The organism is Kribbella sp. CA-293567 (assembly GCF_027627575.1).
In the GTDB taxonomy this organism is placed as follows: domain Bacteria; phylum Actinomycetota; class Actinomycetes; order Propionibacteriales; family Kribbellaceae; genus Kribbella.
On record NZ_CP114065.1, the window covers coordinates 4,365,578 to 4,381,256 of the forward strand.

General features: G+C 70.2%; 13 protein-coding genes. 2 read left to right on the plus strand and 11 right to left on the minus strand.

All coding sequences use genetic code 11. The annotated features are described in order from the left end of the window. Positions 1-27 precede the first annotated feature (27 nt). Together OX958_RS20010 and OX958_RS20015 are read right to left on the minus strand one after the other, a co-directional pair. The gene (locus OX958_RS20010) at positions 28-2,802 is read right to left on the minus strand and encodes an AAA family ATPase (RefSeq protein WP_270130475.1); all 2,775 of its coding nucleotides are present in this window, start codon (positions 2,800-2,802) and stop codon (positions 28-30) included. Beyond that, entirely contained in the window at positions 2,799-3,929 is a 1,131-nt protein-coding gene (locus tag OX958_RS20015) for a metallophosphoesterase family protein (protein ID WP_270130476.1), read from the minus strand. Before OX958_RS20015 ends, OX958_RS20010 begins: the two co-directional genes overlap by 4 nt. A 126-nt stretch (positions 3,930-4,055) precedes the next feature. Here OX958_RS20015 and OX958_RS20020 point away from each other — a divergent pair, with 126 nt between their 5' ends. Both OX958_RS20020 and OX958_RS20025 read left to right on the plus strand, forming a co-directional pair. After that, complete coding sequence (locus tag OX958_RS20020) at positions 4,056-4,607, plus strand: GNAT family N-acetyltransferase (RefSeq protein WP_270130477.1); 552 nt, start codon at positions 4,056-4,058, stop codon at positions 4,605-4,607. 11 nt (positions 4,608-4,618) lie between these two features. After that, on the plus strand, positions 4,619-5,119 hold the full coding sequence (locus tag OX958_RS20025; protein ID WP_270130478.1) for a phosphatase domain-containing protein: 501 nt from the start codon (positions 4,619-4,621) through the stop codon (positions 5,117-5,119). A gap of 10 nt (positions 5,120-5,129) precedes the next feature. On the opposite strand, the gene OX958_RS20030 is transcribed toward OX958_RS20025, so the two are convergent. The 9 genes from OX958_RS20030 to OX958_RS20070 form a co-directional block, all read right to left on the minus strand. Continuing rightward, complete coding sequence (locus OX958_RS20030; RefSeq protein WP_270130480.1) at positions 5,130-6,809, minus strand: ABC transporter substrate-binding protein; 1,680 nt, start codon at positions 6,807-6,809, stop codon at positions 5,130-5,132. After that, a complete protein-coding gene (locus OX958_RS20035) occupies positions 6,806-7,825 on the minus strand; it encodes an ABC transporter ATP-binding protein (protein WP_270130482.1) in 1,020 nt (339 codons plus the stop codon). The genes OX958_RS20030 and OX958_RS20035 overlap by 4 nt, the downstream gene beginning before the upstream one ends. Continuing rightward, positions 7,822-8,823 carry an ABC transporter ATP-binding protein gene (locus OX958_RS20040; RefSeq protein WP_270130484.1) on the minus strand — a complete coding sequence of 334 codons (1,002 nt, stop codon included), beginning with the start codon at positions 8,821-8,823 and terminating at the stop codon, positions 7,822-7,824. Before OX958_RS20040 ends, OX958_RS20035 begins: the two co-directional genes overlap by 4 nt. After that, positions 8,816-9,814, minus strand: coding sequence for an ABC transporter permease (locus tag OX958_RS20045; RefSeq protein ID WP_270130485.1), 999 nt, complete (start codon positions 9,812-9,814; stop codon positions 8,816-8,818). The genes OX958_RS20040 and OX958_RS20045 overlap by 8 nt, the downstream gene beginning before the upstream one ends. Further along, a complete protein-coding gene (locus OX958_RS20050) occupies positions 9,814-10,743 on the minus strand; it encodes an ABC transporter permease (RefSeq protein WP_270130486.1) in 930 nt (309 codons plus the stop codon). The genes OX958_RS20045 and OX958_RS20050 overlap by 1 nt, the downstream gene beginning before the upstream one ends. Before the next feature lie 140 nt (positions 10,744-10,883). Continuing rightward, positions 10,884-11,582, minus strand: a complete 699-nt coding sequence (locus tag OX958_RS20055) for a hypothetical protein (protein ID WP_270130488.1) — start codon at positions 11,580-11,582, stop codon at positions 10,884-10,886. 61 nt (positions 11,583-11,643) lie between these two features. Next, positions 11,644-12,333, minus strand: coding sequence for a hypothetical protein (locus OX958_RS20060; protein WP_270130490.1), 690 nt, complete (start codon positions 12,331-12,333; stop codon positions 11,644-11,646). Beyond that, positions 12,330-12,839: an RNA polymerase sigma factor gene (locus tag OX958_RS20065; RefSeq protein ID WP_270130492.1), complete on the minus strand. Its 510-nt coding sequence runs from the start codon at positions 12,837-12,839 to the stop codon at positions 12,330-12,332. Before OX958_RS20065 ends, OX958_RS20060 begins: the two co-directional genes overlap by 4 nt. 95 nt (positions 12,840-12,934) lie before the next feature. After that, complete coding sequence (locus OX958_RS20070; RefSeq protein ID WP_270130494.1) at positions 12,935-15,676, minus strand: ATP-dependent RNA helicase; 2,742 nt, start codon at positions 15,674-15,676, stop codon at positions 12,935-12,937. Between the last annotated feature and the right edge of the window lie 3 nt (positions 15,677-15,679).

Below are 15,679 nucleotides of genomic sequence, written 5' to 3' on the forward strand. Positions count from 1 at the left end.
CGGCACGCTACAACGAGGCGGGCTCGCTCAGGACTCGAGCTTGAGGTAGGTCGCGCGGGGAACGGACTCGTACCGGTCCGGCATGCAGGTCAGGATGATCACCTGGCCGTGGTCGCCGGCGCGGCCCAGCAACGCGCCCATGTCGCGCAGTCGGGCCTTGTCGGACCAGCCGAGGGCGTCGTCGAAGATGACCGGGACGCTCCCCTCGCCGGTGCTCACCAGGTGGCTGATCGCGAGCCTGGTGATGATCGCGAGCTGCTCCTGCGCGCCCGTCGACAACGCGTCCACCCGAAGGCGCGCGCCGTCCAGTTCGCGCTCAGCGACCGCGAGATCGTCGTCCAGCCAGACGCGGAAGGACGGTCCGTACACCGTGCGGCCGAGCGCCTCGATCCGGGTCTGCAACGGCTCGGAGTACTTCGTCTGCGCCTCCGCGCGATGCCGGCCGAGGGTCTCGTAGACCCGGCGAGCCGCGTCGGCGCGGCGCTTCAGGCTCTCGTGTTCCAGCCGGATCGCCGCCAGTTCCAGCTCGGCCGTGTCGCGGCGGGTCGCCAGGCCGTCGCGCCCCGACTGCTCCAGCCGGCCCTCGGTCGTTCGCAGCGAGTCGCGCAATCCGTCCCGCTCTCGCCGCAACCGGTCCGCGACCGCCAGCGCGTTCGCCAACTCGTCAGCGACGCGATCGGCCCCGGCCTCGTCGACCTGCTCCTGTACGGCGGTCAGCTCGTCGAGCACCGCCTCGACCTCACCGGTCGCCTCGACCTCGGCAGCCTCGACCTCGTCGTCGGCCAGCACCGCACGCGCAGCCTCCAGCGCCTCGACGGCGGCGGCCAACCGCTCTCCCGCCAGCTCCGCGCGGGCTCGCGCCTGCTGCGCCTCGGACCGATCCTCGTCGGCTGCCTTCCGCGCCTGCGCGGCCGCGAACTCCGCGTCGGCCAGCAACCGTTCCGCCTCGGCCAGGCCGGCGCGGGCGTTCTCCAGCCGTCGTTGGGCGACCGCCAGTTCGCCGACCTCCAGCGGCTCCGGGATCTCCAGCTCGGCGAAGTCGAAGGCGTTCTCATCCGGCTCGAACTGCTCGAACAGCGACATCTGCCCGGGCACGCTCACATCGGCAGGCTGCTTGGCCGCCGGCTCCTCAGCCTCCTCGCCCTCGACGAACCCGAGCCGCGAGGTCAGCACCGCGATCCGCTCCGCCGGGTCGCCGCCCGAAGTCAGCGACCTCTCCGTCCGCCGGGCCTCCTGCAGCTCCGCCGAGGCCAGATCACCCTTGCGCAGCAGCTCCCGCGCGGCCGCCAGATCCTTGACCCGGGCCTTCTTCAGCAGATCCTTCTCGCGCCGGACAGCCTCGTCCACGGCCGCCCGCAGAGTCGCCGCCTCGCCACCCGCGCGGACCCTGACCTCCACCGCCCCCGGTACGCCGACCACCAGCTCGCCGGACACCAGCAGCTCGATCGATCCGTCCTCGCCCAGCGACGAAGGCGCCTTCTGCCCGGCCCCGGCATCCAGCCCGGTCCCCGACAACTCGACCGCCTCGCCACCCAGCCGCCGTACCGACACCTCCGGTACGCCGGCCGCCAGCGCGGCGCGCGCCTCGACGACCTTGGCCCGCGCGTCCTCCAGCGCGGTGACCAGCGCGTCGTCGACCAGGATCGCGTCGAGCACCGCTCCGGCGGCAGCGATCCGGGCCCGTACGTCGACCAGTTCGGTCTGCTGGCCCAGCAGGCGATCGAGCTCGGCCCGGTCCATCAGCGCCGAGACGAGCCGCTCCACGTCCTGGACCTCGGCCCGCCGCTCGTCCTTGAGCTCGACGACCTCTGCCAGCGCGGCCTCGGCCGCATGCACGACCTCGGACGCCTTCCGCGCCACGGTCTCGGCCTCGGACCGCCGCTCGGCGAGGTCGAGGTCGGCCCTGGTGAACCGCTCGACGTCGGCCAGCAGCCGTTCCCGTTCGAGCCGGGTGCGGGTGTGGTTCTCCAGCCGGGCGCGAGCGGTCTCGGCACGGCTGCGGATCGAGTCGCGCCGGAGCAGGATCTCGTCGGTCGCCTTCTTGCGCTCGCGCAGGTCCTCGACCGATTCGAGGTGGGTCTCCAGCCGCCCGGACAGGTCGGCCACGTCGAGCGCGAGCCGCTCGGCCCGGCGGATGTCGGACAGCACCTCGTCCATCGCCTTCAGCGCCTGCTCGGCGGCGAGCTCGGCCGCCGCGACGTGCTGGGCCGACTTGGCGAAGTCACCGGTCGGGCGACCACCACGGGTCCAGTAGCGGAGATACTCGTGCTCGACCGCCGTGACCAGCGGCATCGAAGCGCCGTCGACCGGAGTACCGGACTCGGCGGTCACCGCGGTGATCAGCGGCTCGGCGTCGGCCGGGGTCGGCAGCACGAGCGACTGGCCTTGGCCGACCATCAACGTCTGCCAGAGCACGGGATCGACGTTCTCGGCGAAGAGCCGCTCGGCCTCGTTGTGCGCCTCGCGACCGGTGAAGGTCTGCCGCCGTCCGTCGGGCTCGACCACCGACAGCTCGGTCGAGCGGTTCTTCAGCCAGCGTTTGGTGTAGGTCAGCTCGCGCCCACCCAGGGTCAGCTCGACCGTCACCTCGGGGGCGACGTCCTGGCCGACCGGCTGGATGTCGCGGATCCGGGTCGACTTGGAGTCGTCGGGGAAGTCGAAGACCAGCGCGAACGCCTCGACCAGGCTGGACTTGCCGACCTCGTTGTCGCCGACGATCACCGTGGTACCGATGCCAGGCAGGTCGACAGTACGGTCCTTGACGCCACGGAAGTTCCGCAGCGTCAGTCGATGCAGCCTCATCCCGCGTCCCGCGCCAGCCTGTGCATCAGAGTGAGCGCCGCGCCCGCGCCCTCGTCGCCACCGGCCAGAGCCTGCCGCAACTCCTCCATCGCGGCCCGCGCCGGTCCGCTCAGCTGCAGCGCGTCGAGGTCCGCGGCGTCCGGAGCCGGCCGGACCGTCCAGAACTTGGCCCACCGCTCGACGCTCGCGAACACCTCACCCTGCGCGTCGACCATCGCGTCCAGCCGGCTCAGCAGCGGCAGCGGCAGCGACCCGTCGGCGGCGAGCCGGACGTAGGTCCGCTCCTTGTCGGGCAGTTCGGCGAAGAAGTCCTCCAGCGCGGTCAGCGACTCCTCGTCGTACAGCTCCGCGTGATGCTCGACCATGTGCCAGGCGCCGACCCTGATCGGCTCGACCTCGACGGTCCCGGCGCCGAGCGTCACCTTCAGCACGTTGCCCGGCTGCGTCTCCTCCGGCGCGGTGACCTCCTGCGTGCCGGAGAACCAGATCCGCTCGGTCACCTCGGTGGTGGAGTGCCGGTCGCCGAGACCGACATAGTGCAGCCGCCCGTCCGCGACGGCCGCCTCGAGCGCGACCTGGTCGATCGTCGGTACGTCGGACATGCCGCCGCTGAGGCTGGTCAGCTGCCCGTGCGCGAGCAGGATGCGCGTCGTCCCGGCAGGAGCGGGCTTCAGGTCGGCGTACCCGGGAGCCGCAGGATCCGACACCGGCCGGCGCGATCGCCAGGGCGCGCCGACGATCTCGACGCCCGGCACCACCTCGAACGGCCGGCTGTCGGTCACCACGATCACGTGGTCCGGCGCGTGCGCCGACCACTGCGCCGACGACCAGAGCGAGCCGGGCTCGAGCGCGTCGTGGTTGCCCGGCAGCAGCACCACCGGCACCTCGATCCGCTTCAGCGCCTCACCCGCGCGCAGGATCGTCTGCCGCTCGACCTGGTTGTGCTCGAAGACGTCCCCGGTGACCACCACGAAGGCCGCGCCGGTCTGCTTCGCGACGTCCCCGATCCGCATGACGGCGTCCAGCCGCGCCTGAGCCCACCGAGCCTGACCGTCCGGCCCCAGGAACCGGCGCATCATGCCCAGCTGCCAGTCGGAGCTGTGCAGAAAGGTGATCGAGTCGTTCATCGCGCGAGAACGCTAACCCGCCCCGCTCACCAGCACCCAATCAACACACCCAGAACACTCCGAGTGCCCGCCATTCGAACACCAAATCGAGTTGAAGCGGGCCGCCGGGGTCGCGAGGATCACTGCATGGACACCTATCTCGAGACCGAGCGGCTGGTACTGCGCCGCTTCACGGCGGGCGATACCGACCTGCTGGTGGAGCTGGACTCCGATGCCGAGGTGATGCGGTACCTGACCGGCGAGCCGACGCCACGGGCGGAGATCGAGCAGAAGGTGCTGCCGGAGATCCTCGCGCGGTACGAGACGCACCCGGATCTGGGGACGTTCGCGGCGCACGAGCAGTCGACCGGGCAGTTCCTCGGGTGGTTCGGGTTGCAGCCGACGAGCGAGGCCGGGACGGTCGACGTCGGGTACCGGCTGAACCGGTCGGCCTGGGGGCGGGGGTACGCGACCGAGGGCACCCGGGCGCTGATCGACCGGGCGTTCAACGAGCTAGGGATGGCAAGGGTGATCGCGGACACGATGGCGGTCAACATGAAGTCCCGGCGGGTGATGGTGAAGGCCGGGCTGCGGTTCGTGCGGCTCTTCCACGTGCACTTCGACGACCCGCTGCCGGGCACGGAGTACGGCGAGGTCGAGTACGCGATCGACCGGAGCGCCTGGGAAGCCGGCCTCTGAGATGATGGAGCGTGCCTGACGACCAACGCCCGTACGCCGTACTGGACATCGACGCGACGCTGTCCGACACCAGCCGGCGGATCAAGTTCCTGGACCGGAAGCCGAAGGACTGGGACTCGTTCTTCGACCACGCCAAGGAAGACGCCGTGCTGGACGAGGGTCTCGCGGTGGCGACGACGCTGGACGCGGACCACGCCATCGTCTACCTGACCGGCCGGCCCGAGCGGTTGCGGCGGGACACCGTCAAGTGGCTGAAGGACAACGGCTTCCCCGACGGCGTCAAGCTGTTGATGCGCGGCAACAACGACCGGCGCCCGTCGGCGACGATGAAGCTCGCCCGGCTCCGGACGCTGGCCCAGGAGCGGCCGGTCGCTGTCTTGGTCGACGACGACGTGAAGGTCTGCGCGGCGGCCGAGAAGGCAGGCTTCGCGGTGATGAGGGCCGACTGGGGACTCGATGCCGAGACCCAGCCGACCCTCTTCGAGGCTCAGGAGACCGAAGGCCGGACCTGAGCGCTTCCTGCTACTTGCTGAGGCCGGCGATCAGCACGTTCGGGTACGGCGGGTAGGGCGGCAGGTAGAAGTTCTGCACCTTGGAGCCGCGCAGGAACGCGTTGCGGGCGTAGATGAGCGGGACCAGCGGCGAGTCGGCCAGGATCTGCTGGTCCAGCGCACCCCACAGTTCGGCGGCCTTCGCCCGGTCCGGCTCGGCCGTCGCGGCGTTGATCGCGGTGTCGACGGCCGGGTTGGAGTAGCGGGACATGTTGTAGCCGCCGTTGCCGATCTCCGAGGTCGCGAACAACGGCTGGATGTTGCCGATCGCGCTCGGGAAGTCCGGCAGCCAGCTCGACACCGTCAGGTCGTAGTCGCCCTTCGCGCCGGTGACCACCTCGACCCACGCCTCGTTGCCGAGCGGCTTGAGCGTGACGGTGATCCCGGCTCGCTTCAGGCCTTGCTGGATCGCCTGAGCGACGGCCAGGCCGGTCGGCTGGTCGGAGTCGACCGCCATCACGAGACTCAGGTTGCTCGCCCCGGCCGCGGCCAGCATCGACTTCGCCTTGCCGGGGTCACCGGCCGGCGGCGCCGGGTACAGGTCGAACTTGCTGTGGCCCTGCATCCCGGGAGTGATCAGCGTGGTGGCGAGCTCGCCACCGAACTCGGGACCGCCCTCGGCGACCTGGACGGCCTGCTTGTCGACGGCGTACTGGATCGCCTTGCGGACCTCGGGGTTGGCCAGCGCGGGGCGCTTGTTGTTCATCGCCAGGTACTGCAGCGCACCCGACGGCGACGTCGCGACGCGCGCCTTGACCGCCGGGTCACCGGTCACTCGCGGGATCAGCGCCGCGGGCACCGACGCACCGGTGCTGGCGGCGAACTTGTCGTCGCCGGAGTCGGCGATCAGCCGCTGGTTGACGACGTCGGCCTGCAGGCCCATGTCGAAGACGATCGCGTCCGGCAGGCCGGTCCGCGCCGGGTCGCTGGCCTTGTCCCAGTTCGGGTTGCGCTCCAGCTCGAGCCGCGAGCCCGGCGCGTAGGACTTGACCTGATAGGGGCCGCTGGCAACGGGCTTCTCGCCGTAGTGCGCCGGGTCGGTGTCGGCCTTCTTCGGCACCGGCGAGAAGGCCGGCATGCTGGCGATCCACGGCCAGTCACCGGACGCCTTGTTCAGCTTGAAGACGATCGTGGTGTCGTCGGGCGTCTCGACCGAGGCGAGCTGGGCGCCCTTGTAGGGACCGGTGTACTTGTCGCCGCCGGTCAGCAGCGCCTTGTGGTAGCCGAGACCACCGGACAGCTCCGGCGCGAACGACCGCTCGATGCCGTACTTGATGTCGGCGGCGACGATCGTCGAGCCGTCGGCGTACTTCAGGCCGGGCTTGAGCTGGTAGGTCCAGGTCTTGCCGCCGTCGCTGGGCTGACCGGTGTCGGTGGCCAGGTCGGGCACGATCTCGGCGGCCTTGTCGGTGGAGGTCTTCCACGACGTCAGGCCGCGCAGGACCAGGTGGATCGAGCTGGTTCCCAGGTTCTGGCTCTTCGCCGGGTCGAAGTTGATCTCCTTGCTCGTGCTGAGCACGCGGAAGGTGCCGCCCGGCTCGGCGGCCGCGGTACCACCGGCGCCAGGAGCGGACTTGTCATTGGCGTTGCACGCGGTGACCGCCAGCGCCAGCGCGGCCGCGGCCGCGATCGCTCGGGTGGTGCGTCTCATAGTGTCCTCTCAGACAGTGGGGGGTTCGAGAGTTCAGGTGGGGAAGGTGGTTCGGGGAAGTAGCAGGCGGCCCGGTGCTCGCCGCCCGCCACGGGTTCGAGGGCCGGCCGGACCGTCGCGCAGACGTCCTCGGCCTTGTAGCACCTGGTCCGGAACGGACACCCCGACGGCGGATCGATGGGCGTCGGCACGTCACCGGTCAGCACGATCCGGTCCCGGACCACACCTGGCTCCGGCACCGGTACGGCGGACAGCAGCGCGCGCGTGTACGGGTGAGCCGGCGAGGAGTAGACCTCCGCCGCCGGACCCTCCTCCACGATCGTGCCGAGGTACATCACCGCGAGCCGGTCGGCGACCTGGCGAACCACCGCCAGGTCGTGGGCGACCAGTACGTAGGACAGGCCGAGCTCGTCCTTGAGATCCGCGAGCAGGTTCAGCACCTGCGCCTGGACCGAGACGTCCAGCGCCGACACCGGTTCGTCGCAGACCAGCAGATCGGGCTTCACCGCAAGGGCTCTCGCGATCCCGATCCGCTGCCGCTGACCACCGGAGAACTCGTGCGGGTAGCGCTCGAGGTGCTCCTCGGACAGGCCGACCTGGCTGAGCAGCTCGACCAGCTGGGCCCGGGTCGGGCGGATGCCCTGCGCCCGGAACGGCGTGGTCAGGATCGTGCCGACCGACTGGCGCGGATTCAGCGACGCCTGCGGGTCCTGGAAGACCATCTGGATCCGCCGCCGGATCGGGCGGAGTCTGCGGCCGCGGAGCCGGGTCACGTCCTGACCGCCGATGTAGACCTTGCCGGCGGTCGGGTCGAGGAGCCGGGTGGAGAGCCGGGCGAGCGTCGACTTGCCCGATCCCGATTCACCGACGAGGCCGACTGTCTCGCCCTGCCGCACGACGAAGGAGACGTCGTCGACCGCCCTGACGGACTGCGAACGCTGCCAGGGCGCGGAACCGGTGCCGAAGTACTTCTTCACTCCGTCGAGGCGGAGCAGTTCTTCCCGCTCGGCGGTCATGGTGCGACCTCCGGCCGGCGGCCGAGATGGCAAGCGGCCTCGTGGTAGCCCTCACCAGGCCGAGGAGTCAGCTCCGGCCGCTCGGTGATGCACCGCTCCCCCACCTGATGGGTGTAGGCGCAGCGCGGCTGGAACGGGCAAGCGGTCTCGACGGAACCAGGTGACGGCGGGCTGCCGGGAATGGTGGCCAGCCGGTGCCGTGACGGTACGTCGACGCGTGGCATCGCGCCGAGCAGCCCGAGGCTGTAGGGATGCGCCGCCCGGTAGAAGAGGTCCTTCACCGACCCACGCTCGGCCGCGCGACCGGCGTACATGACCAGTACGTCGTCCGCCACCTCGGCGACGACGCCGAGATCGTGCGAGATCAGCACCAGCGCGGTGCCGAACTCGGCCTGCACGTCCTCGAGCAGCCGCATGATCTGCGCCTGCACGGTCACGTCGAGCGCGGTCGTCGGCTCGTCCGCGATCAGCACCTTCGGGTCGTTCACCAAAGCCATAGCAATCACGACCCGCTGCCGCATTCCCCCGGAGAACTCGTGCGGGTAGTCCTTGGCCCGCTGGGCGGCCGCCGGGATGCCGACCAGGTCGAGCATCCGGACGGCCCGCTGGAAGGCTTCCTTCTTGGAAACGGTGTGGTGCAGCCGGTACGCCTCGGCCACCTGCCAGCCGACGGAGTAGTACGGGTTCAGCGCGGACAGCGCGTCCTGGAAGACCAAAGCGATGTCGTTGCCACGGATCTTGCGCAGTTCCTCGTTCGGCAGGCCGACCAGTTCGCGGCCGTCCAGCAGTACCTCGCCCCGCACCTCGGCGTTGCTGGGCAGCAGGCCCATCACGGCCGCCGACGAGACGCTCTTGCCGGAGCCGGACTCGCCGACGATCGCAAGCGTCTTGCCGGGCGCGACGGCGAAGTCGATCCCGGCCACCGCCGGCACCGGACCACCCTCGGTCCCGAAGGTGACGTGCAGGTCGTGCACCTCGAGGATCGGTCGGTCAGCCATGCGTCACCCTCGGGTCCAGTACGCCGTGCAGCAGGTCGACCACCAGGTTGGCCAGGATCACCAGGAACGCCGAGAACAGCGTCACGCCGACCACCACGGCCACGTCGACCTGGCCGACGGCGCTGATCAGCAGCTCCCCCAGTCCTTGCATGCTGAACACCTTCTCGGTCAGGATCGCTCCCCCGAGCAGGCTGCCCAGGTCGAGCCCGAAGATCGTCACGATCGGCACCAGGACGCCGCGCAGGCCGTGGACGACGACCACCCGCCGCTCCCCGGCACCCTTCGCCCGCGCGGTGGTCACATGGTCGAGATTGAGTTCCTCGAGCATCTGCGCGCGGGTCAGCCGGATGTACGACGCCGAGGACAGCGCCGCGAGCACCAGCCACGGGGTGATCAGGTGCCAGGCCCAGTCGATCGGGCTCTCGGTGAAGGGCACGTAGCCACTCACCGGCACCATGTTGAGCCAGAAGCCGAAGACCAGGATCGCCAGCAGCCCGACCAGGAACGACGGTGACGCGACCCCGACCAGCGCCGCGCCGACGGCGAGCTTGTCGAACAGCTTGCCGCGCTTGAGCGCCGCGCCGACCCCGAGCGAGACCCCGACGACGAGCCAGATCACGGCCGCCCCGATCGCGATCGAGGCAGTGACCGGGAGCCGGTCCAGGATCAGCGTGGTGACCGGGCGGGCCAGCGGGAACGAGTACCCGAAGCAGGGTGCGTTGCACTGGATCGCTGCGGCGCCTTCGCCGAAGGTCCGGCCGGCGAAGATCCCCTTGAGGAACGCGAAGTACTGCTGGATCGTGCTCTGGTCGAGCTGCATGAAGCGGCGCGCCTGCTCCAGCCGGTCCGGCGTACAGGGTTTGCCGCAGCTGAGGCGGGCAGGGTCGGCCGGCAGCGCGTAGAAGACGAGGTAGACGGCCAGGCTGAGCGCGAGCATCACCAGCACGGTGGCGAACAGCCGGCGGATCAGGAACCAGATCAGGTCAGGCATCAGTTGGCCCTCCGCAGCCGCACGTCGAAGGCGTCGCGGACACCGTCACCGAGCAGGGTGAAACCGAGCACCGCGGCGAACAGCATGGTGCCCGGGAAGAGCAGGAACCACGGATCGGTGCCGGTGTAGACCCAGACGATCGAGTCGGAGATGGACCGGCCGAGGCTCGGCGTCGGTGGCGGTACGCCGACACCGAGGAACGACAGCGCCGCCTCGAGACCGATGAAGCCCGGGACCGCCATGGTGGCGACGACCAGGACCGGGCCGAGCAGGTTCGGCAGCAGCTCGCGGGTGATCACGTGCCAACTGCTCGACCCGACGCTGCGGGCCGCCTCGACGAACTCCCGGGTGACCAGGGACCTGGCCTGGTTGCGGATCAGCCGCGCCAGACCTGCCCAGCCGAAAACGCTGATCACCAGGATCAGCAGCAGCCAGCGCGGGAAGCCGGCCGGCACGATGATGCCGAGGGCAATCATGAAGACCAGTTGCGGGAACCCGAAGAGGAAGTCGAGCACGCGGGAGACGATCGCGTCGTACCAGCCACCGAAGTACGCGGCGCTGATCCCGACCAGGGTGCCGACCACCGTGGTCACCACCGTGCAGACCGCCGCGATGAACAACGAGGTGCGGAGACCGAGCACCACGATGGAGAACAGGTCCCGGCCGGTCAGCGGCTCGACACCGAACCAGTGGTCACCGCTGACCCCACCGGCCGTGCCCTGCGGCGCGTTGCCACGGGCCGGATCGAGCAGGCCGATGTTGTACGTATAGGCGTCCTGACCGGCCAGCCGGACCAGCAACGGCGCGGCGGCCGCGATCACCACCAGCCCGATCACCAGCCAGGCCCCGAACCGGGCACTCCGGTCCCGCCGGACGCGACGCAGAGCCTGACGGGTCGGTGAGACGGCCGCGGGGACCGAGGAACTCACGTGCACTCCTGACAACGATGGACTGATCTCCAAGCCGAACGACGGTAGGCCAGAGTCTCCCACCATCCACCGACATCTTGAATGATGAGAATGTCAGTCCACGCACCTGGGTTTACCCACCGGCCGGTGTGTCGGAGCTGTCACTCCTCGTCGATCAACTGCCAGCGGCGGCGAGGCAGGTAGCGCAGGAAGAGGTAGGTAGCGGCCGCGCCGAGAAGGAAACCGGGGATCGACCAGCGCCAGCCGAGCAATGGCTTCTCTTCCGTGCGGATGGCCGCGGTGGCGGTGTCGTCGGTTGCGGTGTCGTCGATGGCCGCGACTTCCGGTGGAGTCTGCGGGGCGGCTTGCGGCAGCGTGGTCGGGCCGCCGAAGTTGCCGCTGTCGGAGTTGTTGCGGTCGGAGTTGTTGCGGTGCAGGAGGCCCAGCGAGACGAGCAGCTTGACCAGACGTACGCCGTCGGCGGCGCGGTGCCAGGTGGGCTGGTCCGGCAGCCGGCCTGAGCCCCCGCGATCCTCGGTGGTCGCGATCCAGGGGCCACCCGGCGCGTCGGGGTAGATCACGTCGAGCCGCCAAGGCGTCACGTCGTGGATGAGCCAGGTCGCCCGGACGAAGGTCCCGACTCCGTGGTGCTCGGCGTCGGCCTCACCTTTGGGCTGCGTGTCGAGCAAGGCTTGCAGTTCGGCGTACGCCTTGTCGTTGTAGCCGGTGGCAACTACTTTGCCGGCATCGCGCGAGCTGAGCAGGACGCTGGTCGGTCCGCCCGCGTGGGCCGGCAGGGCGCTGATCCCCAGAGTGGTCAAGGCGATCAGCAGGACGGTACGGCGTACCCAGTGCTTCATGGCGGTCTCCTGTTCGTCGACTGAGCTGGTTACACCGCCACGCGCCGGCTGGTTCCCGCCTTCACCTGGCCAGCTCGACCGCGCGGTCCTTCTCCGGTACGCCTTCGAGGCGGAACGTCACGCCGTTCCGCACCCAGACCAGTGTGGGCCCCGCGACTCTGACTGTCTGCTGGGCACCTGTCTTCTTCACCAGGACGAGCTGATGCGGCGTACTGAACCAGAAAGCGTCGACCGACGGCACATACTCCAGGTCGGCGTAGTACTTCTTGAAGTACGTCGGCGATGGTTCCGCCTCGAACTGCTCCAGCCGGATCACTCCGCTCGCGCTCTCCCAGCTCATTGCCACGAACCCTGCCGACGCCTGTACGCCGGTGGGCTCACCCAGCGCAGCAGGAGCCACCGGAGTGAACCCAGCTGCTCTGGACGCTTCAGCCAAGCTCAGTTCACCCGAAGCAGTTGGAGGAGCCGGTGCACTCGTCGGGCCGCTGGGGACCTGTACTGCCTCCACTCCCCCAATGTCGAGCCATTCGGCCACCGCGGCTCGCACTGGCGGCGTGACGAGCGCACCAGCCAGCACGACAGCCAACAGGGCCAGCAGTGAACGCCAGCGTCGCCGCACCGCCTCGCCGAAGGTACGGCGTACTGGCGGCTGGGCTACTCGCTCAAGGACAGCAGCGGCGAGGTCTTCGCCAGCGGGCGGCACAGCGGCGCTCCGGCCGAGCGCCCGGAGGTCATCCTCCAACGAACTCATCGCTGCACCTCCCTGTCCGGTAGTTGCGCCCGTAGTCGACCCAGCGCCCGATGCAGCCGCGACTTCACAGTCCCGCGCGGCCAGCCGAGTACTGTCGCCGTCTCCTGCTCATCCAGTTCCAGCAGATACCTGCACGTCACCACCAGCCGGTACTGCTCCGGCAACTCCCGTACTGCGGCCAGCAACTGCCCTCGTCGCTCAGCGGCAACCGCCTCTTCCGCCGGGTCGAACAACTCGTCCGGCAGAGCGGCCCACTCCTCCCGCCGTGCTCGCCTCCCCCGCGACCGCAACGCGTTCCGGGTCTCGTTCGCCACGATCCGCAGCAGCCACGGCCGGAAGGCAGCACCCTCCCGGAAGCTCGCCAACGATCGGTAGGCCTTGACGAACGCCTCCTGCACGACGTCGTCCGCGTCCGAGCCGGCGCCGAGGAACGCCGCGGTCCGCTTCGCCACCGAGGCGTGCAGCAGCACCAGTTCGCCGTACGCGGCAGTCTCCCCGCCGCGCACCCGAACCAGAATCGCTGCCTCGTCGACCTGACTGATGCCGTCTCCTCTTCTCTCGCGTTCTTCCTACACCGCGAGCGAGCAGTTGGTTCCGGCTTCTACTGGCGAGGTTTGACGCGTTTCGTGGGCGGTGCCGTCAAGGGGTCCTCCGGCCAGGGGTGCCGCGGGTAGCGGGCTCGCAGGTCGGCTCGGACCTGGGGATAGCCCTGGATCCAGAACGACGCGAGATCACTGGTGATCGCGACCGGCCGCCTAGCCGGCGACAGCAGATGCAGCACCACCGGGACCCGGCCGTCCGCCACCACGGGCGTCGTCGTCCACCCGAAGACCTCCTGGAGCTTCACCGCGAGGACCGGCGGCTCGGCACCGTCGTACGCGAGCCGTACTTGAGATCCCGACGGCACCGGCAGGCGTTCCGGCGCCAGCTCACCGAACCGGGTCGCTGCAGGCCACGGCAGCAGCCGCCGTAGGGCGGACGCGAGGTCCAGATGGGCCAGATCGCGAGAGGTGCGGACAGAGGTGAGCTCCGGGCCGAGCCAATCGTCGAGGCCGGCCAGTAGTGCCGCATCGTCAACGGCGGGCCACGGCGCTCCGAGGTGGGCGTGGCAGAACGCAAGTCGATCGCGCAACGCGACAGCGGCCTCGGACCAGCGCAGTACGCCTAGACCGCTGCGCCGCAGACCATCGCGAACCGCCGCCTGAACCAGCAGCGGATCGGGCTTGGTCAGCGGTACGTCGGTGAGGACGATCGCGCCGAGTGTCTGCACCCGCCGCGTCACGATCCGCCCATCGTCCCAGCGGATCTGGTCGGCGACCGATATCAGCTCACCGCCGACCTCACGCGCCGTCGCCTCGTCGATCGGCGCCGCCAAACGGATCCGCGCATCAGCACGCCCCGGCGCCCGGTCGGCCACCGCGATCGCCAGCCAGGGCGTGGTCCGCAGCGGCGACTGCGGATCCAGCGCGGCGCCCGTCCCGCCCGACATCTGGTACGTCGCCGAGTCGGCGTCTCGCGCTCGCGCAATCCGATCGGGGTAAGCCAGCCCCACCACAATCCCAGCCGCCAAATCATCCGGTACGGCTCCCATCGCGGCACCGCCCGCCGATACCCGCGCCCCAGTTCCGGCAGCCGCTTGCCCAACCCGAGCAACCGACTCAGCCGACCCGACCCCCGCTGCGGCATCCACAACCCGCTCAGCCGACCCGACCCCTGCTGCGGGTCCCACCGCGCGACCAGTTGACCCGACTCCCACTGCGGCTTCTGCCGTCTGACCCGACGCCGCTCGCGCCGAGGCTTCAGCGCCGCGCCCCAGCCGCTTCGTCTCCTCCCGCCAGCGCGCCGTGGCACCACGATCGACGCCTCGCCGCAGCGCTCGCCACCGCGCCGGCAGGTCATCCCCAAAGTCCCGCCCGGACTCCTCCGACAACATCGCCACGATCTCCCGCGCCCGGTCAGCACCGACTCGCGGCGTACCGTCCAGCAGCGCCCGAGCCAGTCGCGGATGCGCCCCGATCGCCGCCATCTGCCGTCCCCGCTCGGTGATCCGGCCGGCGTCATCGATGGCATCCAGCCGGCGCAGCAACTCGATCGCCGCACCCATCGCCACCGTCGGCGGCGCCTCCAGCAAGCTCAGCCCTTCTCCGCCAGGCGCACCCCACACCGCAAGATCCAACGCGAAACCAGCCAGATCGGCAGTGGCGATCTCCGGAGCAGCATGATCGTCGAGATGTGAGTGATCGGTCGCCGACCAGCACCGGTACACCCGCCCAGGACCCTCTCGCCCGGCGCGACCCGCCCGCTGCTCGGCCGACGATTTCGACACCCGGCAGGTGACCAGCGTGCCCAGCCCACGGGACTGATCGGTCCGGGGTTCGCGCGCAAGACCCGAATCGACGACGACCCGAACGCCAGGCACCGTCAGCGAACTCTCCGCGACCGACGTGGTGACCACGATCCGGCGCGTGGCCCCCGGCGTCAGCGCCCGATCCTGCTCAGCCCGGGACTGCCGGCCGAACAACGGCAGCACGTTGTGCCGGGCCAACCGGCGCGCCACCGCATTGATCTCCGCCTCCCCCGGCACGAACACGAGCACGTCACCGGAATTCTCGCCCAGCGCCCGCTCGACCACGGCAGCGACGTGATCCAGCAGACGCTGGTCGACCCGTCCGCCGGGCAGTAGCGGCACCGGGACCGGCGGCGGCGCCCACTCGAGCTGCACAGGGAAGGTCGCCGCCGAAGCAGTCACCACCGGCGCAGGCCGATCAACGCCGAGTGCGCGGCTCAGCGTGACGGTGTCGGCGGTGGCCGAAGTCGCGACGATCGCGAGATCCTCGCGCAGGTTCGCGCGGATGTCTACGCAGAACGCGAGCAGCAGATCTGCATCGAGGTGACGCTCGTGGCACTCGTCGATCACGATCGCGGCGACACCCGGGAGTCCCGGGTCGCGCTGCAGGCGGCGTACGAGCAGGCCTGTCGTCACCACCTCGACCCGGAGATCGCGGCCACCGCTGCGTTCACCCCGCATCGCGTATCCGACTCGGCGCCCGAGAGGTTCTCCGATCAGCGTCGCCAACCGGGCCGCGGCGGCGCGGGTGGCCATCCGGCGAGGCTCAGCAACCACGACCGTGCCGCCGAGTGCGTCGGCGAGAGCGAGTGGCAGCAACGACGTCTTCCCGGAGCCGGGCGGCGCGACCAGGACCGCGGTGCCGTGACGGCGTACGGCGTCGACCGTGGCAGGCAGGACGGTCCGGACCGGCAGATCCGCCCCGGGGACGGACGGATCGGGCAACAGGCCAGGCAACGCGTCAGGCAACGGGTCAGGCGGATCGGGCAACGGCACGGA

Bases quoted from the DNA above. Each gene is read 5' to 3' on its own strand.
- OX958_RS20010 (WP_270130475.1), bottom strand. From the start codon at position 2,802: ATGAGGCTGCATCGACTGACGCTGCGGAACTTCCGTGGCGTCAAGGAC.
- OX958_RS20015 (WP_270130476.1), bottom strand. From the start codon at position 3,929: ATGAACGACTCGATCACCTTTCTGCACAGCTCCGACTGGCAGCTGGGC.
- OX958_RS20020 (WP_270130477.1), top strand. From the start codon at position 4,056: ATGGACACCTATCTCGAGACCGAGCGGCTGGTACTGCGCCGCTTCACG.
- OX958_RS20030 (WP_270130480.1), bottom strand. From the start codon at position 6,809: ATGAGACGCACCACCCGAGCGATCGCGGCCGCGGCCGCGCTGGCGCTG.
- OX958_RS20035 (WP_270130482.1), bottom strand. From the start codon at position 7,825: ATGACCGCCGAGCGGGAAGAACTGCTCCGCCTCGACGGAGTGAAGAAG.
- OX958_RS20040 (WP_270130484.1), bottom strand. From the start codon at position 8,823: ATGGCTGACCGACCGATCCTCGAGGTGCACGACCTGCACGTCACCTTC.
- OX958_RS20045 (WP_270130485.1), bottom strand. From the start codon at position 9,814: ATGCCTGACCTGATCTGGTTCCTGATCCGCCGGCTGTTCGCCACCGTG.
- OX958_RS20055 (WP_270130488.1), bottom strand. From the start codon at position 11,582: ATGAAGCACTGGGTACGCCGTACCGTCCTGCTGATCGCCTTGACCACT.
- OX958_RS20060 (WP_270130490.1), bottom strand. From the start codon at position 12,333: ATGAGTTCGTTGGAGGATGACCTCCGGGCGCTCGGCCGGAGCGCCGCT.